Source organism: Oceanobacillus sp. FSL W7-1309 (assembly GCF_038002145.1).
Lineage (GTDB): Bacteria > Bacillota > Bacilli > Bacillales > Amphibacillaceae > Oceanobacillus > Oceanobacillus profundus.
Genome location: NZ_JBBOBX010000002.1, coordinates 1,507,855 through 1,531,733, shown reverse-complemented (window position 1 = coordinate 1,531,733; position 23,879 = coordinate 1,507,855). Strand labels below are relative to the sequence as shown.

Genomic DNA, 23,879 nt, shown 5'->3' with positions numbered 1-23,879 from the left:
CGCAAGAAAAAATAAATCAATAGGTAATTAGCCCAACTAGCGAGTTATATCTTATGTAAGGTATTGGATTTTGACGAGTATACGTGTATACATGTATACATGTATACTCTTTTATATAAGAATAATGAACAATGGTGGTGATTTTTAAATGGATTTGATACCTTCCATTAAAAATACAAAAAATTTAGGTGAACAATCCTATGAGGTATTGAGAGATTCGATTATTACATTAAAATTAGAACCAGGACAGACCGTTTATGAAAGTGAAATAACAACCTTGCTGAATATAAGTCGAACACCAATTCGTGATGCCTTTCATTCACTTATATCAGAACAGTTAATTGAAATTCTTCCACAACGGACGAAGCGAATAGCACGTATATCGGAGATGAAGGTAAAAGACAGTGCTTTTATTCGCCTTAGCTTGGAAACGAGTGCATTTAGGTTAGTAGCAAAAAACTGGAGTGATACGGAGCAGCATTCGGTAGCTGAAAAACAAATCTATCAAATTCTAGAAAAACAAAATGATGCAGCAGAGGAGAAAGACGTCAATCAGTTTCTTCTATTGGATGAAGCGTTCCATAGACATATCCTTCAATTGGCTGGGAATTAAACGTTGCTTCAAGTTGTATATCATATGCGAGGGCATCTAGATCGCTTTCGATATCTCGCTATGAAAGAGTTGGAGCTAACAAAGCGGTTAATTGAAGAGCATGAAGAATTGTTTATCAGCTTAAAGAAGCGCGATGAAGAAGCAGTGTCACAGTTATTGGAACTCCATATGGGTAAGTTAGATTTAGAAATTCCACGATTGCGTGAAAAATTACCTACATATTTTGTGGACTAGAATTTGAGAGAATGCTGTTTATTCGTTGGATTTCAAAGAGGGAGCGAAATTGTTGAAAGCAGTAAAAGAAATACGAGAATATAGTTCTTTATTTAAAATCTTGAAAAAGCTGGATAAAGCAACAAGTATTGCCATTGACGGGAGATGTGGAAGTGGCAAAACTAGTTTAGCTGAAATGCTAAAACAAGAGTTTGACATGAATGTTTTCCATATGGACGATTTTTTTCTACCTTTTGAAATGAAAACAAAAGAACGTCTTTCAGAGTCAGGTGGAAATGTGCATTATGAACTTTTCAAAAGGAAGTACTCACTCCATTACTTCAAGGAGAAGAAGTTATTCATCAACCATTCAATTGCAGGGTAAGGCACTAGATGAACAGATATATACAAAGCTGAAGAAATTAACGATTGTAGAAGGGAGCTATAGTCTGCATCCTTCATTACAAGAACACTATGACCTTAAAATCTTCGTGACGGTAAATAAAGAAGTTCAATTGGAACGAAAGCTTAAACGAAATGGTGAAGAAAAGTTACAAGACTTCATCGCAAAATGGATTCCTATGGAGGAGTTTTAGTTTAGTGAATTAAATGTTGAAGAAAGGTGGTAATTTAAGGGGAATTGAAAAATGTACAGCTTAGAAAACTCATATTTACAGCATTGTGTATAGCAATTGGGTTACTTTTAGTACAATTAGTAAAATTAATACCCGTTCCATATCCAGGTGCTATTTTATTACTGATGCATATACCTGTAATCCTGTGCGGTTACCTTTGTGGATGGCGGTATGGTGCATTATCTGGCCTAATGTTATCATTTTTAGGTTTTGTTTTTACAGGAATGCAAGTCTTATTTCCAACGGGTTTATCCATGATGTTTGAACTAGCAACATATGGAGGATTAACAGCAATTATCTATCACTATACAAATGGCAAAATCTATTTAAGTCTAGTTGGGGCAATGTTAGGCTGAAGAGTTATCTATGGTATAATATCCACTATACTTTTTAGTTTTACCGATAATGTATACGGTTGGGCACTATTTATTTCTGGTGCATTTGTCACAGCACTGCCTGGTATAATTGTTCAGCTTATCTTCATACCAGCTGTTCTTTCGTTACAAAAAGCTAAACTGATTAGAATTAACTAGTTAGATAAAGGATGAAATAAATGGAGTTTACACTAGATCGTTCGATTAAAAAACCTATTTATAAACAAATTGCAGAACATATTGAGATGGGGATTACATCTGGAGAATTATCTCCAGATCATCCTTTGCCATCTGAACGGGAGCTAGCTAACAAATTCAATGTAAATCGGAGCACAGTTGTGACTGCTTATGACGAATTAGAATCAATCGGATTAATTGTAAGAAAAAAAGGAAGTGGTACCTATATAAGTACAGATATATGGGGGATATCACATAAACGAATCCCAAACTGGGGAAGATACGTGGAGGATGGTTCATTTCTACCTAATCTTCCCTTAGTACAAAAACTCCGTAATGAAACACATAAAAATAAACTCATTGATTTAGCAAGCGGGGAATTAGCGCCTGATTTACTTCCAAGTGATCAATTCAGTACCATACTGAAAGAGCATACTTTTCATGAACATCTAGGATATGCTCACCCACTTGGCAACGAGGTATTGCGAGAAACTATTTGTAAACATGTGGACACCTACAAAAATATGACTGTCGAGCCTAATTCCATCCTAATTACGTCAGGTGCCCAGCAAGCTATACATCTTATTGTTCAATGTTTATTAAAACCAGGTGATACGATAGCTATTGAAAATCCATCTTATTCATACTCTTTACCAGTCTTTCAATCTGCCGGTCTTAGGGTCTTATTACTACCCGTTGATCAGTATGGTGTAAATCCGGATGATATTATTTCTTTACAAAAAAAGCACCGTATTCGCATGATTTTTTTGAATCCTGATTATCAAAATCCAACAGGAACAAAAATGTCTCTCGATTGCCGGAAGCGAATATTGGAATTATCATCGGAATATGGTATTCCCATCGTAGAAGATGATCCTTATAGCTTAACATCATTCGAAGGTAAAATTGGCCCTACTTTAAAATCTATGGATGATAGTGGGAATGTCCTGTATATTAGCTCACTATCGAAAGTTGTAGCGTCAGGATTACGCATAGGCTGGATTATTGGTCCGCCAAAAGTGATTGAACGTCTTTCGGATGGTAAACAACAAGTTGACTTTGGACATAGTGTCTTTCCGCAATGGGTTGCCAGCCAATTTCTAGAGTCACCTCAGTTTGACAAACATATTTTTAAGCTAAGAAATCAGTTGAAAGAGCGTAGAAATGAATTGATAGCAGCATTAGAAACGTTACCCGAAAATAAAATGAATTACTTCGTTCCACAAGGCGGTATTCATTTATGGTGTAAATTGAATGTAGAAATAGATGATTATAAGTTACTTGAGGAATCAATGAAAAATGGAGTTGCATTCGTTCCAGGAAGTATTATGGGGACCAAAAGAAGCTGCATAAGATTTACTTATGGAAGAGGAGAAAAACTGCTCATAAGAGAAGGGGTTTCTAGGTTTGTTCGAGCATTGCAATGTTTTGATAGATAGTGGAAGTTTTAATCAGATTCCCCTTATAAAAAACTGAAATTAAATAGTAAAATAAGCGTGGTATCCTCATCAAACAATGAAGGATACTACGCTTTTTTTAAAACTACTGGAGTTTTACCCCAGCTCTTTTAAATTAGCTTTCTACCCTACTGTATGGGTAGAAGTGGATGATAGATTTTACATCTAACTGGATGATGATATTTCTTTTGTTTTAGTTAAGATAAAAGAAGAGCACCCTGAAAATAGTGATTATTGAAAGTATCTTAAAAGTGTAAGAAACTTAATGCTTCTTCAAATTGCTCATGGAAGTATATTGTAATTTTGTAAAGAGGAGAGATTGTAGTTGAATTACGCAAAACTGATTGATCATACACTTCTAAAACCTGAAACAGAAAAAGAAGAATTATAAAGCTTTGTGAAGATGCAAAGCAATTTGGCTTCGCATCTGTAGTTGTAAATCCTATTTGGGTAAATTTTTCAGCTAAAATGTTAAAAGGAACAGATGTGAATGTATGCTCTGTTATTGGTTTTCCTTTAGGAGCAAATACACCAGAAATAAAAGCTTATGAAGCAAAAAATGCAGTTGAGAACGGTGCTACAGAGGTAGATACGGTTATAAACATTGCTGCATTGAAGGAAAAAAATGATGATCTCGTCGAACGCGACATACGAGCGGTGGTTGATGCGGTAAAAGGGAAGGCACTTGTGAAGGTAATTGTAGAAGCATGCTTATTAACAGACGAGGAAAAAATCCGTGTTTGTCAACTTGCAGTTAAGGCCGGCGCTGACTTTGTCAAAACATCAACAGGCTTTTCTCTTCATGGGGCAACCACAGAAGATGTTGCATTAATGAGAAAGACGGTAGGGTCAACTATAGGAGTTAAAGCATCAGGGGGAGTTCGTGACCTCGATGATTTAAAACAGATGGTCAAAGCTGGTGCTACACGAATTGGTACAAGTTCGGGACTAGCATTATTCTTAAATCAAGATAAGTAAGGGAAAGAAGAAAAGTTAACTTAAATGAAAATTAACAAATTTAGCTGTCACTTTAAACGTTATCTTGAACCTGTTTTAATCGATTTTGCATGTAGGGATATCACCACCAACAATTCTTGAAATTTTGTACACTAAGTTAATTTCAACCTAAAAAAGTTGAATTCCCATATTTGAAGTGCCCCCACACATTAGACAGATTAAGTTGGTTTATTTCATTAAAGTATCCAATTTTACTAATACAAAGAGTCAGGTAAATAAATGCATATTAAAATTATTATTACACAAAATTTAATTGTAGAAAAAATAAACTTTAAGCGAGGCATTCAAATGAAAATTCAAGCTATGATAACAACTCCCGAAAAAGATTTTCAAAAACAAACTTTAAATTTAGCTGAGCCGAAAGATGGTGAAGTATTAGTTCGTCTTGTTGCTACTGGTGTGTGTCACACGGATGCAACAGTTCTTGATAAAACAATTCCAGTACCACCCCCAGTAGTATTAGGTCACGAAGGTTCTGGGATTGTTGAAAAAGTTGGAGAAAACGTAACAACTGTAAAACCAGGTGATCACGTAGTATTAGGCTTCTCTTACTGTGGTGCTTGCGACAACTGCTTGGAAGGTAACGCAGGTGGCTGTGAAAACATGATATTACTTAACTTTAGTGGGAAAAACCAGCACGATTCTACTCCACTTACAACAGTAGAAAACCAAGAAGTATCACAATTTTTTGGTCAATCTTCATTTGCGACATACTCCACAGTTGATGAGAAAAATATTATTAAAGTAGATAAGGAAGTTGATTTACGCTATCTAGGACCATTTGGATGCGGTTTTATGACTGGTAGTGGTACGGTATTAAATTCTATACAACCTGAACCAGGTAATAGCTTTGTTGTATTCGGTACAGGTGCAGTAGGATTAAGTGGTATGTTAGCTGCAAAAATTGCTGGTTGTTATCCAATAATCGCAGTAGATATCCATCATAGCCGTTTAGAGCTTGCAAAAGAACTAGGCGCAACACATACAATTAATTCAAAAGATGAAGATCCAGTTGCTAGAATCAAAGAAATTACAGGAAAAGGTGCGCACTACTCACTGGAAACTACAGGTGTTCCAGAAGTTACATTAGCTGGACTACGCTGCTTACGTGTAAAAGGTATATGTGCAACAGTAGCCGTTGGCAAAAGTGACTTAACATTTAACGTATTTAACGAAGTAGTAGCGAATTCATTAACATTAAGTGGTGTTATCGAAGGTGATGCAGTACCACAATTAATCATTCCTAAACTTGTATCATTCTTTAAAAGCGGTCAATTCCCAATTGAAAAATTAGTAAAGTTCTATGATTTAGAAGATGTGGATCAAGCATTTGTCGATTCAGCAAATGGATCTGCTATCAAACCTATTTTAATTATTGATAAAGAATATAAAGCTTAATAAAAGGGAGATGAAAACTGTCTCCCTTTTTACTTTGGCATAGAGTATAAAATATGATTTAGCTTCAATGATTAACTAAAAATGTCATGAAAGGCCGTTGAGTAGTAGATGAAAGTTCCCAATCTTATACTTTTAAAATTTCATTTAATAATTCAGAATTAGCAACTCCTCTATTAAAGTACAAATAGAATCACCAACAAATTACTAACCATTTATTTAAATCTTGGCTAACTAATACAAATGCTCGGTTGAAGTTTTGAAAAACATTTAAGTTTTACCAATTAAATGAAGAAGATATTAAATTGTTAGCTTTAGAATCAAAGTCTAGATATAAAGGCAAAGTAGTATTAATTCTTCTTTAACTACCTGCATTTACCGTAAGTATGATTCCTCACAATCTCATATCAACTCTAACGTAAATCATTTGTTCTGTATTGATTATTGTTCCACAATCTGACCTAATTGTTGAATTGTCACAAACCATCTATTTAATTGTATCAAACTTTTTAATAAATTATCGAACCTTGTTTAAAACGATCACCCTTTAAATAACTTCGGCAATACCTAATTAAAATTAAAAAGAAATACATTTTTTCTGAAAAGATGCATCAAAATGTATTTCACATATCTATATTAAATTTATTATCTAAAAAAGATTGAACATTTTTGCTTGAGTTATTCCATTAAAGCTTTCTTAAACTGAACAAGCAAAGCCCGCTATTTTTCATATGCCCATCAGTACCTATCAGAAACTATAATCAACACAGAATAGCAAAAAAATCAGGTAAGTATGAACTAGACTCGACTATTTGTTAGTCTATCTAATTTTTGAATGCACTGTATAGTTCACTAACAGAATTTTTAACTATAGTTATCTCCAGCTTAGTCCTTTTTCTTGAAAGTTAAGGCAATAATAAACGCAACCATCGCAACTCCAATAGCCACATAGTATACCATATGAACACCTTGCGCCATGCCTTCTATCTCTAAAAGCCTTTCGTCAGTTAGATTAGCCTGCTGAATGAAACGTTGCTATGCGATAGTCATAATGCTCGTATATAGAGCCGGAGATATAGAAGGTACTTTAGTAAATCTTAAAGAACAATATCAAAATTTCATTGGTTGGGAATGGATTACACCAGTAAAAAGGCAATACCTAGAAGTATATCCCCAGTAACGGGTAAGGCATTTATATCTGCCTCCCGTTCTGCGGGGGTTTTATCATAGAAAGTATTATAATTGGTATTCATTCTATCATTTTTTTGATAATGAATTGTCATTCATAGCTGCCCAGAACGCTAGGAAAAGTGCTCCAATGCATATAAGAAATGGGGCGACAAAAATCAAAAAATTATTTAACATTTACCTCACTCCTTCTTTTTTCTACCTTTCTACCTTGTACATAGCTCTTATCAACCAAGAACAATTTAAACAATAGATATAGAGAAGGAATTAGCAATGCAAAACCGAGAATAAATACAACAACAAGTGAAGTTGCCATTGCTTGATTTGTAAATCCTTCATGTACTGTTAAAATTGGATAGAGCAAGTATGGATACTGGGAAATTCCGAATCCATAAAAAGCTAGCATAAATTGACCAAATAATAGCCAAACGGCAGTTCCGTATTTTTTCCGTTTCCAAACGAAAAATACTGTCACAAGCCACAATAGAAAGGATAATCCGAACATCCACCATAAGTCTAACAAGCGCTCATAATGTTCGGGATTATGAAATCTTAATTCATAAATAATTCCACTTGCAGTGATGATTAAAGGAAATGCCCAGATCAATGCATATCTTCGCATTAAATTTGTCGCTTTTAGATCACCTGTTTTATTTGCATACCAGGTAAGAAATACAGCTGAAATATAAAGTACTGCCACAATACTTAATACTACAATCGACCATGATAATGGACTTGTGAATAATGCCCAGTAATCAAGGATGGGATTTCCATCTTCTATATATACAAATCCACCCTCAGATATTGAGAGTGCAACGGAAAGGGAAGCTGGAATTAATAAGCCAGACAGACCATACATAATCGCATAACCCTTATGTCCTCTATTTCCATATGTTTCAAATGCATAATAGGACCCGCGTATTGCCAATAAGATCAACGCGATACTGCCAGGTATGAGAAAAACCGATCCAAAATAATAAGCGGTTTTAGGAAAAAATCCTACGATTCCTACGAAAAAAAACACAAAAAATACATTAGTAACCTCCCAAACAGGGGACAGATAACGTTGAATGATTTTTGATAAAATGTGATTCTTTCCCGTTATGATACTGTATGCATTAAAGAACCCAGCACCATAATCAATTGATGCGACAATGATGTAGCCGAACAAAAATGACCATAGTACCGTAATTCCTATAATTTCTAGTGCCATGTGTTATCACCATCCTGCAAGGGTTCAAGTTCTTTCTCTACTGGATTGTCCTTAAATATTCGGCGAAGCACAACAATTGTACCAATCCCTAATACGATATATAAAAGAAGAAATAGAATAGACATTAATCCTACGTGCTTATTCGAAGTGGCCGCCTCTTCTACAGTCATGATCCCGTTAAGTATCCACGGTTGCCGTCCAACCTCTGCCATCCACCATCCTGCTTCGATAGCTAGGAAGGATAATGGACCTCCAAGGACGATTAACCAACGGTACCATCTTGCTTTTATAAAAGTCCAACCACGCTTTATTCCTATCCAAAAAATAAGTGATATAACAATCATAAAGACTCCAATTGTAACCATTAAATCAAAGTAATAATGTACGATAAGTGGAGGCGTTTCTTCCGCAGGGAATTCATTTAACCCAATTACTTCTGCTGTTGGATCACCAAAAGCCAATATACTTAGAGCATAAGGTATTTTGATAGCATTTTTAACTTCATTGTTTTCATTTAGTGCACCGTACATTAATAGGGGGGCGCCTTCTGCGGTTTCAAAGTGCCATTCTGCTGCAGCTAGTTTTTCGGGCTGATATTCTGCTAAGTATTTCCCAGATAAATCCCCGATTAATGCTGCTGCAAGTGCGAAAATTAATCCAACTTTCATCGTTAAGTAAAGTGCTTTTTTATGATAAACATGATTTGAGCCCTTTATTAGATTGTAAGCCGCAATTGCTGCCAGCATAAATGCGACAGTCATATAAGCTGTAGCAAGGACATGCGCTACTTTTGTTGGCATTGCTGGATTAAACATTGCAACAATTGGATTTACATTAACAAGTTGTTCATTAACGATATCGAATCCTTGTGGTGCATTCATAAATGAATTTACTATCGTAATGACAAAAGCTGACATACCCGCACCAAGCGCTACTGGAATTAACAGAAGAAAATGTTTTCGCTGGTCTTCAAATCGATCCCACGTGTATAAATAAATACCTAAAAATATTGCTTCGAAGAAAAATGCGAATACTTCTACAAACAAAGGAAGTGCAATAATTTGACCTGCTAATTCCATGAAATTTGGCCACAGCAGTGAAAGTTGCAGGCCAATTGCAGTACCTGTAACTACACCAACTGCAACCGTTACAACAAATCCTTTTGCCCATCGTCTGGCCATTAAAATGTAATGTTCGTCGTTTTTTCTAATTCCAATCCATTGCGCAATCATAATCATGAGTGGTACGCCTACTCCGATAGTTGCGTAAATAATATGGAAGGAAAGCGTAAGTAACGTTAAAAATCTACTAGCAATCACCGGATCTTCAAATAGCATGTTTCGTATTTCCTCCTTTAACTCTCATGTTGAATAAGTGTAATGTTGAGCAAGCACTTATTTGAAAACACCTAATTTTGATTTTACAAATTTCTGTGTTGAAGCAGACCATCCAATTCAGCACTAATTTCCTCATCCAGTTATTCCGATATGTAAGTCTTGGATTCATCTGTGAAAATAAATCTATCTTTATACATGACTACCTATTTATTTTCTAAGTTTGAGAAAAAAGAGTGGTTCAATAATCGTCTTTTAATACTATATATTACAACTGGATGGGATAGATTTAAGTTTATTGGATGGTTTTTTTTGGTGTGGAATCTAGTAAAGTATGAACAATACGTTTTTCAAACAAAACATTGTTTATATAATCACAATGCTTTTTGAGTTGTAGTGTTTTTAAATTGGAGTTTTATTTGCAATCTCTTTTGATAGTTAAATTTAGTTGGAGGAATCGTAATGAACAAAGCTAACTCGATTAAACATCGGAAAGAATTAGAACAGATTAAGCCTTATATACCTGGTAAACCAATATGGGAAGTGCCGAAGGAACTCTCATTAAAAAAAGTAACCAAAATGTCGTCTAATGAAAACCCAATTGGTCCATCTCCTAAAGCAATAGAAGTAATCGCGAATAGTCTTTTCAATTTAAATCGCTATCCAGATGAACATGCGATTGAATTAAAGGGTGCGATTGCTTCCAACTTATCCTTGTCCACTGACCAATTAATTGTCACCAATGGAGCCGATGAGTTAATTACGTTAATTTCCGAAACCTATATTAGTCCTGGAGATGAGGTTATAGTCCCTACACCATCTTTCAGTGAATATGATTTCGGAGCACATTTGATGGGTGCAATGATTTACCCGGTTCCACTTGATCAGGATTACCAACATAATATTGATGCTATTCTAACTGCAGTAACTGATCGGACTAAGCTGATTTATATCTGTTCCCCGAATAATCCAACAGGTCCATACCTAAGAAAGTCTATGTTAGAGGACTTACTTTATTCCTTGCCCAACCATGTTTTAGTGGTAATGGATAGTGCATATTCTCACTTTGCGTCAAGTACTGATTATACTGATGGTTTAGTGTATGTGCGTTCTGGTTTTCCAATTATTGTAGTAAAGACCTTTTCAAAAGTTTATGGTCTTGCTGGTTTAAGAGTCGGCTTTGGAGCTGCACGAAAGCATTATTCATGTGAAAGAGCCGTTTAATGTTAACCATATAGCTCAAATAGCTGCAATAGCAGCGCTCGATGATGAAGTACATGAAATAGGTTAAAACAAATGAATTTAGCTGGAAGGGAACAGTTGTATAGAGGGTTTAAAGAGTTAGGATTAGATTATATAGAAACGATGGATAACTTTATCTTAGTTGAATTGGGGCTGGATGCAAAAGGTATTTATCAGCAGCTCTTAGCAAAGGGGGTAATTGTCCGTTACGGTGATATATGGAGGCTTCCTGATCATATTCATGTTTCTATTGGTACCTGGGAGGAAAATCAAATTTTAATAGAAGCAATGCGATCCATATTTTAAAAGAAAGAATTGTTTACCTTGAAAGCGAGTCAATCCAAGTACATAAGGAATAATATATAATATTAAAAAGTCAAGAGGTGTCTTTATTGAAAATAGCTATCATATTAATTATTATTGTTACCGTTATTAGTCTGGTATTAACACTAAGAGAAGCTGGAAGAAATGATACTGATTATGATAAAAAATCAAAAAGGAATGTAACAAACCTTACGATAATTTACGTAGTCACTATAGTAGTATCCTTAATTGCAGTGATTATATATATCGTAAATATAACTTCTTAATACAAAAACGTGAGAATGCATCTCTCTATATAATAAGTACCAATAAAAACTTTTAATAAAATGCCGGTTTTATTTTTGCCCCGACGGGTAATTGTACTTTAAGTTATTGGAGGTGAAAAGTATTTAAAACAAATAAGGAATATCCATTTAAATGAACGAACTTTTCATTTATACTTAACTTATTAACTTTAATAGGAGATTGATTCAACATGCGGAAAAGGTGTAGTACGATTATGGCATTCCTTGGAACTCTTTTACTTAGTATTTCAATTCCAACGTTCGTAGCAGGGGAGGAAGCGGTGCAGGCGTCCTTGCATCAAGAAAGACAGACAAACATAGAATTAATGGACATATTACAAAATGTGAAGCGTTTTACATATGACTCAGGGTTTCACTTTGAATATCCTGATGCTGTCAGAGGAATCTATGTAACTGGAAATTCCGTCGGGTCTAGCAATTTTGAAAACCTTGTAGAGCTGGTAGACACAACTGATCTGAATGCAATGGTTATCGACATTAAAGAAGATCATGGGCATTTAACGTTTAAGCCGGAAGAAGGATCTCCATATGAAGACATTGCAACCAATTATATTTCAGATCCTGAAGGGTTAATGGAACTTTTAGAGGAAAAGCAAATTTATCCGATTGCTAGGGTAGTTGTATTTAAGGATTCACTGCTTGCCGAGAAGCGTCCTGACTTATCATTTACACAAAACGGAGAAGTATGGGTAAACAATAAAGGGGAAGCTTTTGTCAGCCCTTTTGAAAAAGAGGTATGGGAATATAATGTCGAAATCGCCAAAATGGCAGCGGAAATGGGATTCCGGGAAATTCAATTTGATTATGTCCGCTTCCCGGAAGGTTTTGAAACGAAGGATGAAGAATTAGAATATACGCTCGGTGACTATAAGGATATGGACTTAAACAATATTAAAAAACGAGTTGAGGCAGTATCGGATTTTGTTGCATATGCAAGAGAAGAGTTATCGAATTATGATGTAGATGTGTCTGTTGATATTTTTGGTTATGCAGCAACGATTGAAGAAACACCTGGTATTGGTCAAAACTTCTCGAAAATTTCGGAGAACGTTGATGTCATTTCTTCCATGATTTATCCAAGTCATTGGACATCGTATTTTGGGATTGAAAATCCTGATGAAGAGCCATATAAACTTGTTTCAGAATATGCGAAGGTTGAAAATGCGGTATTAGGTGAGCTTGAGACACCGCCAGTATCCAGACCTTGGCTTCAAGATTTTGAAGCGCCGTGGCTTTACAGTGGACCTACGAAGCAGTATGGTAAAGCAGAAATAGAAGCGCAAATTAAGGCGCTGTATGAAAACGGGATTGATGAGTTCCTGCTATGGAATTCAGGTAATGTATATACAGAAAATGTTGATTATATGATTGGGAAATAGTAACAGGAGGCTGTCTGTAAGGCGGCCTCTTGTATTCTTTTCAGACCTCATTTAACAAATGCAACGTTTTTCGTTATACTAAGTGGGACTACGAAAAAAGGAGTAGATCCATGAATTGGTATGAAAAGCTTAATGAGTATTTTCCGATCGAAGAAATGAAATCAAAAAAGCATATGGAAATCCTGTTAGATGAAAAAGGGGATGTATACTATAAGGATGAAAGTCCGAAGCATGTACTGATGTATGCTGAATTTGAGACATTCCTTTTTATTGATTACCTATGGGTTTCGACACAGACGAGAGGACAAGGAATTGGTCACCAATTAATCGAGAATTTAAAGGCAAAGAACAAACCAATTATATTAGAAGTTGAGCCGATTGATTATGATGATTCGGATTCCGAAAAAAGGTTGCGTTTTTATAACAGGGAAGGATTTACCCATGCGCAATCAATCGGATATAATCGTAGGTCATTAGCTACAAATGAAGAAACACAGCTGGAAATATTATATTGGTCGCCAGATGACGATGCCGAAGCGATCATCTTTGAACAAATGAAAAAAATGTATAATGACATCCATACGTATAAGGATAAAGAAATATATGGAAAAGCATATCAACCTGTTGATGAGGTATTGAGTTATAATGAGAAGCGCGATTCAGAGGATATTTTAGAAGGAATAAAAAAGCCCGAAAAAGCATAATTGTTAGGTTTATTTCATTAAGTGGGGAAAGTGTTGACTGCAATTACGATAAGTAAAGAATGCGATGAAAGCTATGTTAGGCTTTCGTCGCATTCTTTTTTCTATAGGTTACGAACTTTGCTTAGATGCTGTTTCAAAAGGTATGTTTTGATTCAATCGATCGGCTAAGCCGAAGCTTCTTGTTGGAATTTCTGTGTTTTCATCTAATAGGTTATCTTTAAAATGATAAGCATTTGAACCATGTTCTGTAAAGTCGAGGCCAGCAATTTCCTCATCTCTTGAAACGCGAATCGGAGAAAATTTATTTAGCATATAGGTAAAACCACCAACTGATAAAGCAACCCAGCTAATTACGGCGACAACTCCTATAGCTTGAATACCGAGCTGTGAAAATCCATTCCCGTAGAATAAACCGGTTGAGGTGGAAAACAGCCCGATTGCCAAAGTTCCCCAAATACCGCAGATTCCATGTACTGCAATCGCACCAACTGGATCATCTACCCTAAGTTTGGTATCCAAGAAACGGATACCTTCCACTAGCAAGATTCCTGAAATGAATCCAACAATAAGAGCCCCACCAAGTGTGATTTCTGCAGCACCTGCTGTAATTCCGACGAGCCCACCTAAAACACCATTCATAGAAAGCGAAGCATCTACTTTTTTGAACCGAAGCTTTGTATAAAGAGCCGAAGCGCATAAAGAGGCAGAAGTAGACAATAAGGTTGTGCCGATAACCATTGGGACTAATGCTGGGTCAGCAGCTAATGTACTGCCGCCATTGAAGCCGAACCAGCCCAGCCAAAGTATAAATACACCAAGTGCGCCTAATGGTATATTATGACCCTGTATGACGTTAACTTTATTCCCTTTATATTTTCCGATACGTGGTCCGAGGATAAGCACAACCATAAATGCAGCAACTGCACCAGTTAAGTGAACGACCGTTGATCCCGCAAAATCACTAAAACCTAAGGCGGATATCCACCCATCTCCTTGCCAAATCCAGTGACCAACCACTGGGTAAATAAATGCGGTTATAGCTACAACAATAAATACATAGCTGCCAAGCTTGATTCGTTCAGCAACTGCCCCTGACATAATTGTTGCGCACGTTGCCACAAACATTGCTTGGAAAACAAAAAATCCAATGTCTTCCACACCACTGAGCATAAAGCCGTCGATTCCGATGAATGAACCACCAGAAGTGCCAAACATAATTCCGTATCCGACAATGAAGAATAATATTGCAGCAATGCTGATTGTCAGAAAATTTTTCATTAAGATGTTCAACGTATTTTTAGAGCGTGTAAAACCAGATTCAACCATTGCAAAACCGGCATGCATAAAAAATACTAGAACGGCTCCAAACATAAGCCACACCAGATTAACGGATAATTCTAGTGATTCAACTGTAGGGGATGCGGCATAAACTGGTGATGCAGTAAAAGATATCAATAAAAATAAAAGTAAACTTTTCTTAAACATATCATTTCCTCCCAGAATTTTAATGAATATACAAAGAAAGATTTATCTCTAAAATTTAAAGTAGCTAAAAGGATATGAAGAAGAGTAGATGCTGTCACATCCTTTTTAAAGAATGAATGTTGTTATCATGGTGTGAAGTTATTTTTGTAATCTAAAGATTACATGGAGAAGGTTACAAGATCATAACCTTATTTAAAAAATGAGAAAATACGAATCTTTAACTGTTAGGACAGATGTATTCCGAAATAAAACTAATATAGATAATTGGTATATCCAGTTTTACGGAACAGCGGTGAAAGAAATGTATCAGTGTATTCGAGTTAGTTATTGTCACATAACTGCTTCTACACCTCGTTCGCCTGTGCGAATTCGAATTGTTTCCTCGATTGAAGAAACGAATATCTTACCATCTCCGATATTCCCTGTGTTGCAGCTTTCAAGAATAATATCAATGATTTGTTCTAATTGATTTTCTTCCACGACCATTTCAACTTTGAGTTTCGATAATAATTGTATTTGGAATTCTGTTGATCTGTAGACACCAGTTTGCCCTCGTTGCTTGCCAGTTCCAGCAACTTCAGTCACTGTAAGACCATTGATTCCGATTTGTGAAAGGTTATATCGAAGGGTTTGAAATGTTTCTGGTCTAATAATGGACTCAATCTTTTTCATTGTTCCTCTTCCTTTCATTATATGTTAGGTTTCCTAACATTATTAGTTATGTTAATTATCATAATTGTAAATTTTAATCATTGCAAGTGTTTTTTTATATATTTTTAGAAAATTTCGAAGTAAACGTTTGCAATTTGAAGGGAAATCTTTTTACTTAATAGGTTTAATTGAAATTGAGAATGGGTACATTACATAATGAGTTAAGATATTATCTAAAAATATTGTAAAACTTCCTGTTAATTCTAGAATATCCCCTACCTTTTGGTTGACAAATGTAGTATACTTATACATATGGGTAGTTTAAACTTATTTTAATTTAATAAGTTTACCAATGTTTATGATAATGATCTAACATACTTAAAAATGAGGAGTGAAGTTTCATGGTAACACTTTATACCTCGCCAAGTTGTACTTCTTGCAGAAAGGCAAAAGCATGGCTAGAAGAACACAACATACCGTTTACAGAACGTAATATTTTCTCTGAGCCGTTAACACTTGATGAGATTAAAGAAATATTACGTATGACTGAAGATGGAACGGATGAGATAATTTCGACGCGTTCGAAGGTTTTTCAAAAGTTGGATGTAAATATCGAACAACTTCCAATGAAGGATCTATTTAGTCTAATTCAAAAAAATCCTGGATTATTGAGAAGACCAATTATTCTGGACGAAAAGCGCCTGCAAGTAGGTTATAACGAAGATGAGATTCGCAGATTCTTACCGAGAACTGTACGTACGTTTCAATTGCGCGAAGCTCAGAGGATGGTTAACTAACTGTTTTTTCATAAATAAAATAAAAAACGCAGACTCCGTTATGGAGCTGCGTTTTTCTACTTATAAGTATGTATTCAAAAAGGGGATGAATAGGACTGAAGTCGGCTGAATTCGCAACGTCCTGTGCAGGCGCGGACACCAGTACGCTCCTGTGCGTCGAAGTTCGAGGCGAAGTAGCTCCCCGTACCGGGCTTACACAGAATGTGCTGACTTCTGCTTTCGACATAGGACGTGTCAGTTTTTAGTCGAAGGTCCTCTTTTCTCGATGTGTATTTTCACAGGAATTTTTGAACAACCTCTATAAGAATATCTTGTTGAGGTAGCATCAACATAAGGAGTGAGTGCCGTGGAAAGATTAATATTATTTGATGGTGAATGCAATTTTTGTGACCGAGGTGTACAATTTATCATCACTAGGGATCCTAAAGGTCGTTTTAAATTTGCTTCGTTACAAAGTGATATTAGCAAAAATATCTTGAGAAGCTTTGATACTCCTAAAGATTTAGATAGTATGGTGCTTATTGAGGATAACAAGTATTACATTAAGTCTGCGGCAGCTCTTCGAATATGTAAGCAATTAAAGGGACCATGGAAAATAGTCTATGGTTTTGTAATTATCCCAAGACCAATACGTGATTTTTTTTATGGAATTATTGCACGAAATCGTTATAAATGGTTCGGTAAAAAGAGGAGTTGTGAATTGCCTAGTCCAGAAGTTAGGAAGCGATTTTTGACAGACGAAAATTAAAAAAATGAAACTTTCCGTGACGTAAGGCTTAACAGATACCAATTTTCTCTAATAATCTTGTTGTAATATTAGACCAAGATGCATCATGTTTTTGTGCTGAAAAATGTGATTATCTCATAGCGCGAAACGGGTGACAAAATAGGGGGAATGCTGTAAAATAGCATACTAACTATCCATTTCAATTTGGATGGAATGAAGAAATTCGTATGATAAATAGGCATATTAATTTCCAAGATGTCGTACACTATCATACAATAGAAGTAAACAGAGAATAACGATGGTTAGAGTCACCTTGAAAAGGGTACTACAAACTATAGAGTAGCATAATAGTTGAAATAAATAATTGGTGAAGATGTCTCTTCCACCTAACTGTTCTCCTTAATATGAAATGACTAGGCGATACTCCTGCAAGGATGAAACAGCAATTAATTTTTCAATTTGAAGGGAGAGAATTAAATTGGAAATAGAGAGAATAAATGAGAATACCATTAAGTTTTATATCTCGTATATTGACATTGAAGACCTCGGTTTTGAACGTGAGGAAATTTGGTATAACCGTGAACGTAGTGAACAACTTTTTTGGCAAATGATGGATGAAGTTAATTACAAGGAAGACTTCAATCCCGATGGACCATTATGGATTCAGGTGCAAGCAATGGAAAAAGGGCTTGAAATAGTTGTTACTAAGGCAAAAGTATCAAAAAATGGGGAGCACCTTGAATTAGATACAGAGGGTGCAGATGATTACGATGTACCAGTTGAGGAAAAAATCGAAAACCTGCTTGAAGATAAATTTGGTAAGAATGTTTCGTCTTCAGAAGGTGATGAAGAAGATATGATTGAGGATAATTTGTGGATTATTGTAGAATTTAATGAATTTGAAGATGTCATTCAGTTAAGTCATTATTTCAACAACCTATCTCAATTTGGGGAAGAGACACTATACCATTATCACGATAAATACTATTTATACATGGAATTTTCTCACGAAATACTTGATGATAACAATCAGGAGAATATAATCAGTCAAGTACTAGAGTTTGCAAACGATTCCGATTTATCCATTCATTTATTGGAAGAGTATGGGAAAATTATTTTTGAATCAGATACATTTTCACAAGTAAGATCATACTTTCCAGTTGAAGTATAGACATTCTGTAATAGGAATGTCTATTTTTTTATTGATAGGAAACTATAAAATTTGAATGCTGTGGATAACTTAGTTACCTAAACGGCTACGTCCAGCTCCAGCGCCCAGCGACTAGCGAGACTTCCCTCACCTCCGTACGATAAAGAAGACTTGCCGACTGGCTGTGCCAGAGGCCTAGTCGCACTTATACCCTTGTGGTGAAAGTCAACATCGACTCCCTACGGTCGCCGTGTTTCCTTTATCTCCCGCGGCTCAGTCCAGTCCGTACGTCGCTAACCGGGCGCTTGCGCTTTTGTTCTTTTCAAACGTTCTAATAACCTAGGAATAATGTATCATTTTTGCAATATTCATAGACTTTTCGATTTGGTATAGTAATATAATAGTTGTGTCTAGTAAAGAAGGAGGATAACCACGTGAATCGAAAAGGACTTATATTTTTAATTACATTACTTTTATCAGCAATGGTACTAACTGCATGTGGTAATGGAGATGAAGAAAATGAAGGATCAGAAGCTAGTGCAGAAGAACCAGAGGAAGAAGTGATGGGAGATGAGACAGAAGAAGAGCCAGATCAAGCAGAAGAGGGAAAAATAGAGGAAAACGAAGAAGAGCCTGCAGATACGAATAAGGAAGGCAGTTTCAGCGAATTGATTACATATATGGAAGAGGAAACACAGGGTACAGCAAACGTACTATATGAAAATAATAATTCACAATCGCATGATATGGAAGGGGTATCATTAACATTAGATGCTTATACATTGGTTGAATTAACGGATTTTCATAGAGATTTCGCTATCCCATTTGATGACCAAAATAATGGAGCGGTCATTATCGCACAATACACAGTGAAAAATGATACAGATGAAAATGTACATTATATGCCAAGTCTATATATGACCTATGTTGGTGCGGATAAGGATTTAAATAATCATCGATACCTTTTGCCTGAAGAAGAACAATTACCAACGCTGCTTTCACCTAACAATGATTACTTATTAGAAGCGGGGCAGGAACTTACAGGTTACTATGCATATCCTATTGGAGAAGATCGTCTGGTTGACGTATTAGAGGTTGGTACGGTTGATGCTGGAGTTCCAAAACCTCAAACAGATAAAGATGATTTTTCTACTACTTTTGGTTCAGAAGGTAGATTCTCCTTCCCTCTTGATGCGGAAAATGCTGAAAAGGAAGAACAAACCGCAAGCCAGGGCTTCTACGAAGATAAAGCAACTGCTGATAATATGGGTGACAAAGAGATGTTAGAAAGTGAAGAAGGAATTGGAAAGAGTGAAGATGTAGACCAAGCAAGTGTGACATTAGAAGGCTATCAATTCACAAACTTTGTTCCAAATGCAGATGAAGCGCCGCGTTTTCAGTCTGATGAAGTAGTATTATTAACAGTTAGATTTACTATCGATAATGGATATGATGAAGATATTTCCAAAAGCTCTATATCTTCTAATTTATACTTAAACGATGGTAAACAGTGGACATTAAATGAAGGAATGTTATTGCCGTATGGATATGGTGATGTTATTCTTGCTAACGATAGCGATGAACTGCTACAAGTTTTTCTTCTGGATCAAGAACAGTATGAAAAAATTTGGAAAGATAAATCATTTGAAATGGAAATCGGACCGATGCGCAATATAGATGGTGAAGATATTTCCAAAGGAGCAGAAGCGAAGTTTAAATTGAAATAAATAATGAGCGTATGTAACGAATAGTAGCCAACCAAACTAATTGGATACTATTCGTTTTTTTAAAGCTGATTTTAAAAAAACGTAAATATAAATTGGAGAGACCTTTAATTATATCCCAATAGAAGCAGGATTTTGTCATTCACTGTCGAATATATAGTTCGATGGAGGTGATGTAATGCTGCAAGCTAAAACAGCCGATGGTAGATCCGTCACGCTTGCATCCATGAATCGAGAAAGCATACTGGCATTGAAAAACACTGGCGTACTATTTTATTGTCCTGTTTGTGGTAAACAAGTAATTATGAAGGTTGGTGTTAAAATAATTGCTCATTTTGCTCATAAATCTACTGTAGATTGTCCGTCCTATGAAGGTGGAGAGGGGATGTATCATGAACAAGGAAAACTATTGCTATATCAATGGTTGAAACGCCACGATATGAAGGTGGAATTAGAAGTATATCTTCCTGAAATTCAACAACGTCCCGATATATTCATAACATGGAACAACAGACGAATTGCTATTGAGTATCAATGTGCTAGAATTTCAGGAGAAATAATAAGGAAACGTACTCATGGATATCGATCAAGTGGCATTATTCCAATATGGATTGCCGGAGCGACCCTGTTTACACGTTATCAAGCGAATAGCTTTCGAATTGATCAGTTTACGAAACAATTACTGCACCAATATAACCCACGATTGCCACCTGTCCTATACTACTTTTGCCCATACACCTCTCAACTTGCAATCTTACAAGATATTTTCATTACCAAAAGCACACAAGCCATTGGTAAAATCCGTATTTCACCACTAAATAAACATAAATTTTCAGACCTGTTTCAATTTGAATTTTTTACAAATGCAGAACTACAATATTTATGGCAGAAAGAAAAGTTTAAATTTCGTCAGACGCAAGGAATAAAACCTTATGGAAGTGAATTGAATTGGCGTAGATGGCTCTACTCCAAAGGACTGCATCTTGAAAACCTCCCATCAATTGTCCATCTCCCAATAACCTCGCAATATCGAATGAAAATCCCGCTATGGAATTGGCAGAGTAAAGTCTGCCTGGAGATTATTGATCCACTTCCCGTTGAAGGTGTTTTTTCTAATGCTGAATGTCAAGGTCTTTTCTTCCGGCAGCTATACAAATCAAAACAGTTTCCATTAATCCCTTCGCAAAGTAATCCAGTTCAAGAGTACCTTAGCTTGCTCGAGCAGCTTCAAGTGATTGAGAAAGTCTCTAGCGGTATGTATAAAAAACGCCAGCCAATTTCCTTTTATCATCATATTGAGCAAGCAGTGCAAGGAGACGAGCAGCTTGTAAAGGAATTATTTAGGCAAAAATCAAACATAATACGAGCATGAATTGGGAATAGTTCGTTATACTAAAGTATAGATGGAAGGATTTTATCTAGGAAATCTAGAAATAGTAAAGAAAGAATAAGGGAGGAATTTATTCATGGCAAAAACGACAAAGGAATTACCAAAACGCAGTGACATACCAGTTGAATCTACATGGAGATTAGAGGATATCTTTGCCACTGATGAATTGTGGCAGGAAGAATTAAAAAAATTGCAAAATGATATTCCAAAAGCAGAAGCATATAAAGGGAAATTATCAGAGTCTCCAGATGCCTTATATGATTTGTTGAAACTACAGGATGAACTTTTTGAGCGCCTTGGAAAATTATATACATATTCGCATATGCGATATGATCAGGATACAACCAATTCCTTTTATCAAGGCTTAAATGCTCAAGCGGATATGGTGCTAACTCAAGCTTCAAGTGTAATGAGTTATATTGTTCCAGAAGTGCTTCAAATGGATGAGGCTAAAATTAAGCAGTTTCTTGAAGAAAAAGAAGAACTAAATTTTTATAAAAAAGTATTGGATGAAATTAACCGCGGGCGTCCACACGCATTAAGCGAGAAAGAAGAGGCGTTGCTTGCCGAAGCATCCGAGCCTTTATCAAGCTCTTCGCAGACATTTGGTATGCTTAATAACGCTGATTTAACCTTTCCTTCAATTATCAACGAGAATGGGGAGGAGGTTGATCTTACACATGGAAGATACTCTACATTTTTAGAATCAAAGGATCGTCGTGTTCGAGAAGATGCGTTCACTAAGGTATATGACACGTATGGTAATTTTAAAAATACATTTGCTTCAACACTTAGTGGAGCAGTGAAAACCCATAATTTCTCTGCCAAAGTTCGAAATTATGAATCTGCAAGACAGGCTGCACTGGATAACAATAATATACCTGAACAAGTTTATGATAATTTAGTCGAGGCTGTTAATGAAAAGCTTCCATTATTGCACCGTTATACAGAGCTTCGTAAAAAAGTATTAAAGCTTGATGAATTGCATATGTACGATTTGTACACACCTTTGGTCAAAGAAGTTGAAATGAAGGTTTCCTATGAAGAGGCTAAAGATTTTATGTTTAAAGGGTTATCTCCACTCGGGAGTGAATATGGAGAAATTCTAAAAGAAGCTTTTGAAAATCGCTGGATCGATGTAGAAGAGAATAAAGGAAAACGAAGCGGAGCATATTCTTCTGGATCATATGCGACAAATCCATATATATTGATGAACTGGCAAGATGATGTGAACAATACGTTTACATTAGCACATGAGCTAGGTCATTCTGTTCATAGCTACTATACAAGAAAAACCCAGCCTTTCCGCTATGGAGATTACTCCATTTTTGTAGCTGAGGTTGCATCTACGACAAATGAAGCATTGTTAAATGATTATTTATTAAATAATTTAGAAGATGAAAAACAAAAGCTATATATTTTAAATCATTTCTTAGAAGGCTTCCGCGGAACGGTATTCCGTCAAACGATGTTCGCTGAATTCGAGCATGAGATCCATGTAAGAGCAAAAGACGGAGAAGCACTTACTGCGGATAAGCTAACCGAAATCTATTATGATCTAAACAAAAAATATTATGGAGAAGCAGTTGTTTCTGATGAAGCAATCGGACTGGAATGGGCAAGAATTCCACATTTCTATTACAACTATTATGTATACCAGTATGCAACAGGATATTCTGCTGCGACGGCACTTGCAAATAACATATTAGAAAGAAAAGAAGGTGCAGTTGATCGTTATCTTGATTTCCTGAAAGCTGGAAGTAGTGATTATCCAATCGAAGTGTTGAAAAAAGCTGGGGTTGATATGACTTCAAAACAACCGATTTTAGATGCACTTGATGTGTTTGAGGAAAAATTGAATGAAATGGAACGCATGTTATTAGGATAAAGCGTGCACAAATAAGAAAGGGGAATCAGCAAATCGCTGATTCCCCTTTACCTAAACCGCCGATATACATTTCGCTGGGTTAAGGAATGAAGCGTTACGTAGATGGATAAGAAAAATAATGGCAATGTGATAAAAAGTGGAATGAGCTTCATTAAGCCCAATAAATTTAAGAAAAAGGCAAAAACAGTTAAAGTGATAAATAAAATAGGATAAAACCGATAAATTCTTCGCATCTCAATCCCTCCAGTGACATCATCAATCGGCTCATTACACTATATGATTAGAAGTGCTCGTATAGAAGTGAACATTTTGTGAATATGTGCACATATAGGTTGAAAATCAAATTACTTCTTGTTATTATAAGATTGTAAGTTAAGTACAAACAAATACCCCTTTTGTTTGATCATGAAACTTTCTCCCATCCCCCTTTGTATAAATACAAAGTAGGAATAAGGATATACGCTGCCCCGTATATCCTTTATTTTTTTGCATAGGAA

General features: G+C 35.8%; 22 protein-coding genes and 2 pseudogenes. 17 read left to right on the top strand and 7 right to left on the bottom strand.

Annotated elements, in window-relative coordinates; genetic code table 11:
- The first annotated feature begins 148 nt into the window (after positions 1-148).
- From NST46_RS20195 to NST46_RS20165, 7 genes and pseudogenes are all read left to right on the top strand, one after another.
- Positions 149-847 (top strand): annotated as a pseudogene (locus NST46_RS20195) (GntR family transcriptional regulator).
- A gap of 52 nt (positions 848-899) precedes the next feature.
- Positions 900-1,211, top strand: a complete 312-nt coding sequence (locus NST46_RS20190; RefSeq protein ID WP_341137665.1) for a P-loop NTPase fold protein — start codon at positions 900-902, stop codon at positions 1,209-1,211.
- Entirely contained in the window at positions 1,201-1,422 is a 222-nt protein-coding gene (locus NST46_RS20185; RefSeq protein ID WP_341137664.1) for a hypothetical protein, read from the top strand. Before NST46_RS20190 ends, NST46_RS20185 begins: the two co-directional genes overlap by 11 nt.
- A 44-nt stretch (positions 1,423-1,466) precedes the next feature.
- Positions 1,467-1,817, top strand: a complete 351-nt coding sequence (locus NST46_RS20180; protein WP_341137663.1) for an ECF transporter S component — start codon at positions 1,467-1,469, stop codon at positions 1,815-1,817.
- A 197-nt stretch (positions 1,818-2,014) separates the two neighbouring features.
- Positions 2,015-3,451, top strand: coding sequence for a MocR-like pyridoxine biosynthesis transcription factor PdxR (gene pdxR / locus NST46_RS20175; RefSeq protein WP_341137662.1), 1,437 nt, complete (start codon positions 2,015-2,017; stop codon positions 3,449-3,451).
- A 343-nt stretch (positions 3,452-3,794) separates the two neighbouring features.
- Positions 3,795-4,447, top strand: a pseudogene (gene deoC / locus NST46_RS20170) (deoxyribose-phosphate aldolase).
- A 327-nt stretch (positions 4,448-4,774) separates the two neighbouring features.
- Positions 4,775-5,884, top strand: coding sequence for an NAD(P)-dependent alcohol dehydrogenase (locus NST46_RS20165; RefSeq protein ID WP_341137661.1), 1,110 nt, complete (start codon positions 4,775-4,777; stop codon positions 5,882-5,884).
- A gap of 1,133 nt (positions 5,885-7,017) precedes the next feature.
- Here the strand turns inward: NST46_RS20165 and NST46_RS20160 are convergent.
- From NST46_RS20160 to NST46_RS20150, 4 genes are read right to left on the bottom strand one after another with little or no spacing between them, the layout of a single operon-like run.
- Positions 7,018-7,164, bottom strand: a complete 147-nt coding sequence (locus tag NST46_RS20160) for a hypothetical protein (protein WP_341137660.1) — start codon at positions 7,162-7,164, stop codon at positions 7,018-7,020.
- Complete coding sequence (gene cydS, locus NST46_RS21900) at positions 7,139-7,246, bottom strand: cytochrome bd oxidase small subunit CydS (RefSeq protein WP_445321741.1); 108 nt, start codon at positions 7,244-7,246, stop codon at positions 7,139-7,141. Before cydS ends, NST46_RS20160 begins: the two co-directional genes overlap by 26 nt.
- On the bottom strand, positions 7,236-8,282 hold the full coding sequence (locus NST46_RS20155) for a cytochrome d ubiquinol oxidase subunit II (RefSeq protein ID WP_341137659.1): 1,047 nt from the start codon (positions 8,280-8,282) through the stop codon (positions 7,236-7,238). Before NST46_RS20155 ends, cydS begins: the two co-directional genes overlap by 11 nt.
- On the bottom strand, positions 8,273-9,619 hold the full coding sequence (locus NST46_RS20150; RefSeq protein WP_341137658.1) for a cytochrome ubiquinol oxidase subunit I: 1,347 nt from the start codon (positions 9,617-9,619) through the stop codon (positions 8,273-8,275). The genes NST46_RS20155 and NST46_RS20150 overlap by 10 nt, the downstream gene beginning before the upstream one ends.
- Before the next feature lie 459 nt (positions 9,620-10,078).
- On the opposite strand from NST46_RS20150, the gene NST46_RS20145 reads away from it, so the two are divergent.
- The 4 genes from NST46_RS20145 to NST46_RS20130 all read left to right on the top strand — a co-directional run bounded on the left by NST46_RS20145 (position 10,079) and on the right by NST46_RS20130 (position 13,570).
- On the top strand, positions 10,079-10,840 hold the full coding sequence (locus NST46_RS20145) for a pyridoxal phosphate-dependent aminotransferase (RefSeq protein ID WP_341137657.1): 762 nt from the start codon (positions 10,079-10,081) through the stop codon (positions 10,838-10,840).
- Positions 10,841-10,912: 72 nt separating this feature from the next.
- Positions 10,913-11,164, top strand: coding sequence for an aminotransferase class I/II-fold pyridoxal phosphate-dependent enzyme (locus NST46_RS20140; protein WP_341137656.1), 252 nt, complete (start codon positions 10,913-10,915; stop codon positions 11,162-11,164).
- 493 nt (positions 11,165-11,657) lie between these two features.
- Positions 11,658-12,866, top strand: coding sequence for a putative glycoside hydrolase (locus tag NST46_RS20135; protein ID WP_341137655.1), 1,209 nt, complete (start codon positions 11,658-11,660; stop codon positions 12,864-12,866).
- Between the two features lie 110 nt (positions 12,867-12,976).
- A complete protein-coding gene (locus NST46_RS20130; RefSeq protein WP_095309502.1) occupies positions 12,977-13,570 on the top strand; it encodes a GNAT family N-acetyltransferase in 594 nt (197 codons plus the stop codon).
- A 108-nt stretch (positions 13,571-13,678) separates the two neighbouring features.
- Here the strand turns inward: NST46_RS20130 and NST46_RS20125 are convergent, their stop codons facing one another.
- Positions 13,679-15,055 (bottom strand): ammonium transporter, encoded by a 1,377-nt coding sequence (locus tag NST46_RS20125; RefSeq protein WP_303447995.1) that lies wholly within the window; start codon positions 15,053-15,055, stop codon positions 13,679-13,681.
- Between the two features lie 330 nt (positions 15,056-15,385).
- Positions 15,386-15,727: a P-II family nitrogen regulator gene (locus NST46_RS20120; RefSeq protein WP_095309498.1), complete on the bottom strand. Its 342-nt coding sequence runs from the start codon at positions 15,725-15,727 to the stop codon at positions 15,386-15,388.
- Between the two features lie 380 nt (positions 15,728-16,107).
- On the opposite strand from NST46_RS20120, the gene spxA reads away from it, so the two are divergent.
- The 6 genes from spxA (at position 16,108) to pepF (ending at position 23,382) form a co-directional block, all read left to right on the top strand.
- Positions 16,108-16,503 (top strand): transcriptional regulator SpxA, encoded by a 396-nt coding sequence (gene spxA, locus NST46_RS20115; protein ID WP_095309496.1) that lies wholly within the window; start codon positions 16,108-16,110, stop codon positions 16,501-16,503.
- A 346-nt stretch (positions 16,504-16,849) separates the two neighbouring features.
- Positions 16,850-17,251 (top strand): thiol-disulfide oxidoreductase DCC family protein, encoded by a 402-nt coding sequence (locus NST46_RS20110; RefSeq protein WP_341137654.1) that lies wholly within the window; start codon positions 16,850-16,852, stop codon positions 17,249-17,251.
- Positions 17,252-17,708: 457 nt separating this feature from the next.
- Entirely contained in the window at positions 17,709-18,401 is a 693-nt protein-coding gene (gene mecA / locus NST46_RS20105; protein WP_341137653.1) for an adaptor protein MecA, read from the top strand.
- 413 nt (positions 18,402-18,814) lie between these two features.
- Positions 18,815-20,107, top strand: a complete 1,293-nt coding sequence (locus NST46_RS20100; RefSeq protein ID WP_341137652.1) for a DUF5068 domain-containing protein — start codon at positions 18,815-18,817, stop codon at positions 20,105-20,107.
- Between the two features lie 175 nt (positions 20,108-20,282).
- Positions 20,283-21,476, top strand: coding sequence for a competence protein CoiA (locus NST46_RS20095; protein ID WP_341137651.1), 1,194 nt, complete (start codon positions 20,283-20,285; stop codon positions 21,474-21,476).
- A gap of 94 nt (positions 21,477-21,570) precedes the next feature.
- The gene (pepF, locus tag NST46_RS20090) at positions 21,571-23,382 is read left to right on the top strand and encodes an oligoendopeptidase F (RefSeq protein WP_341137650.1); all 1,812 of its coding nucleotides are present in this window, start codon (positions 21,571-21,573) and stop codon (positions 23,380-23,382) included.
- A 47-nt stretch (positions 23,383-23,429) separates the two neighbouring features.
- On the opposite strand, the gene NST46_RS20085 is transcribed toward pepF, so the two are convergent.
- The gene (locus NST46_RS20085) at positions 23,430-23,615 is read right to left on the bottom strand and encodes a hypothetical protein (protein ID WP_095309486.1); all 186 of its coding nucleotides are present in this window, start codon (positions 23,613-23,615) and stop codon (positions 23,430-23,432) included.
- Positions 23,616-23,879 lie beyond the last annotated feature (264 nt).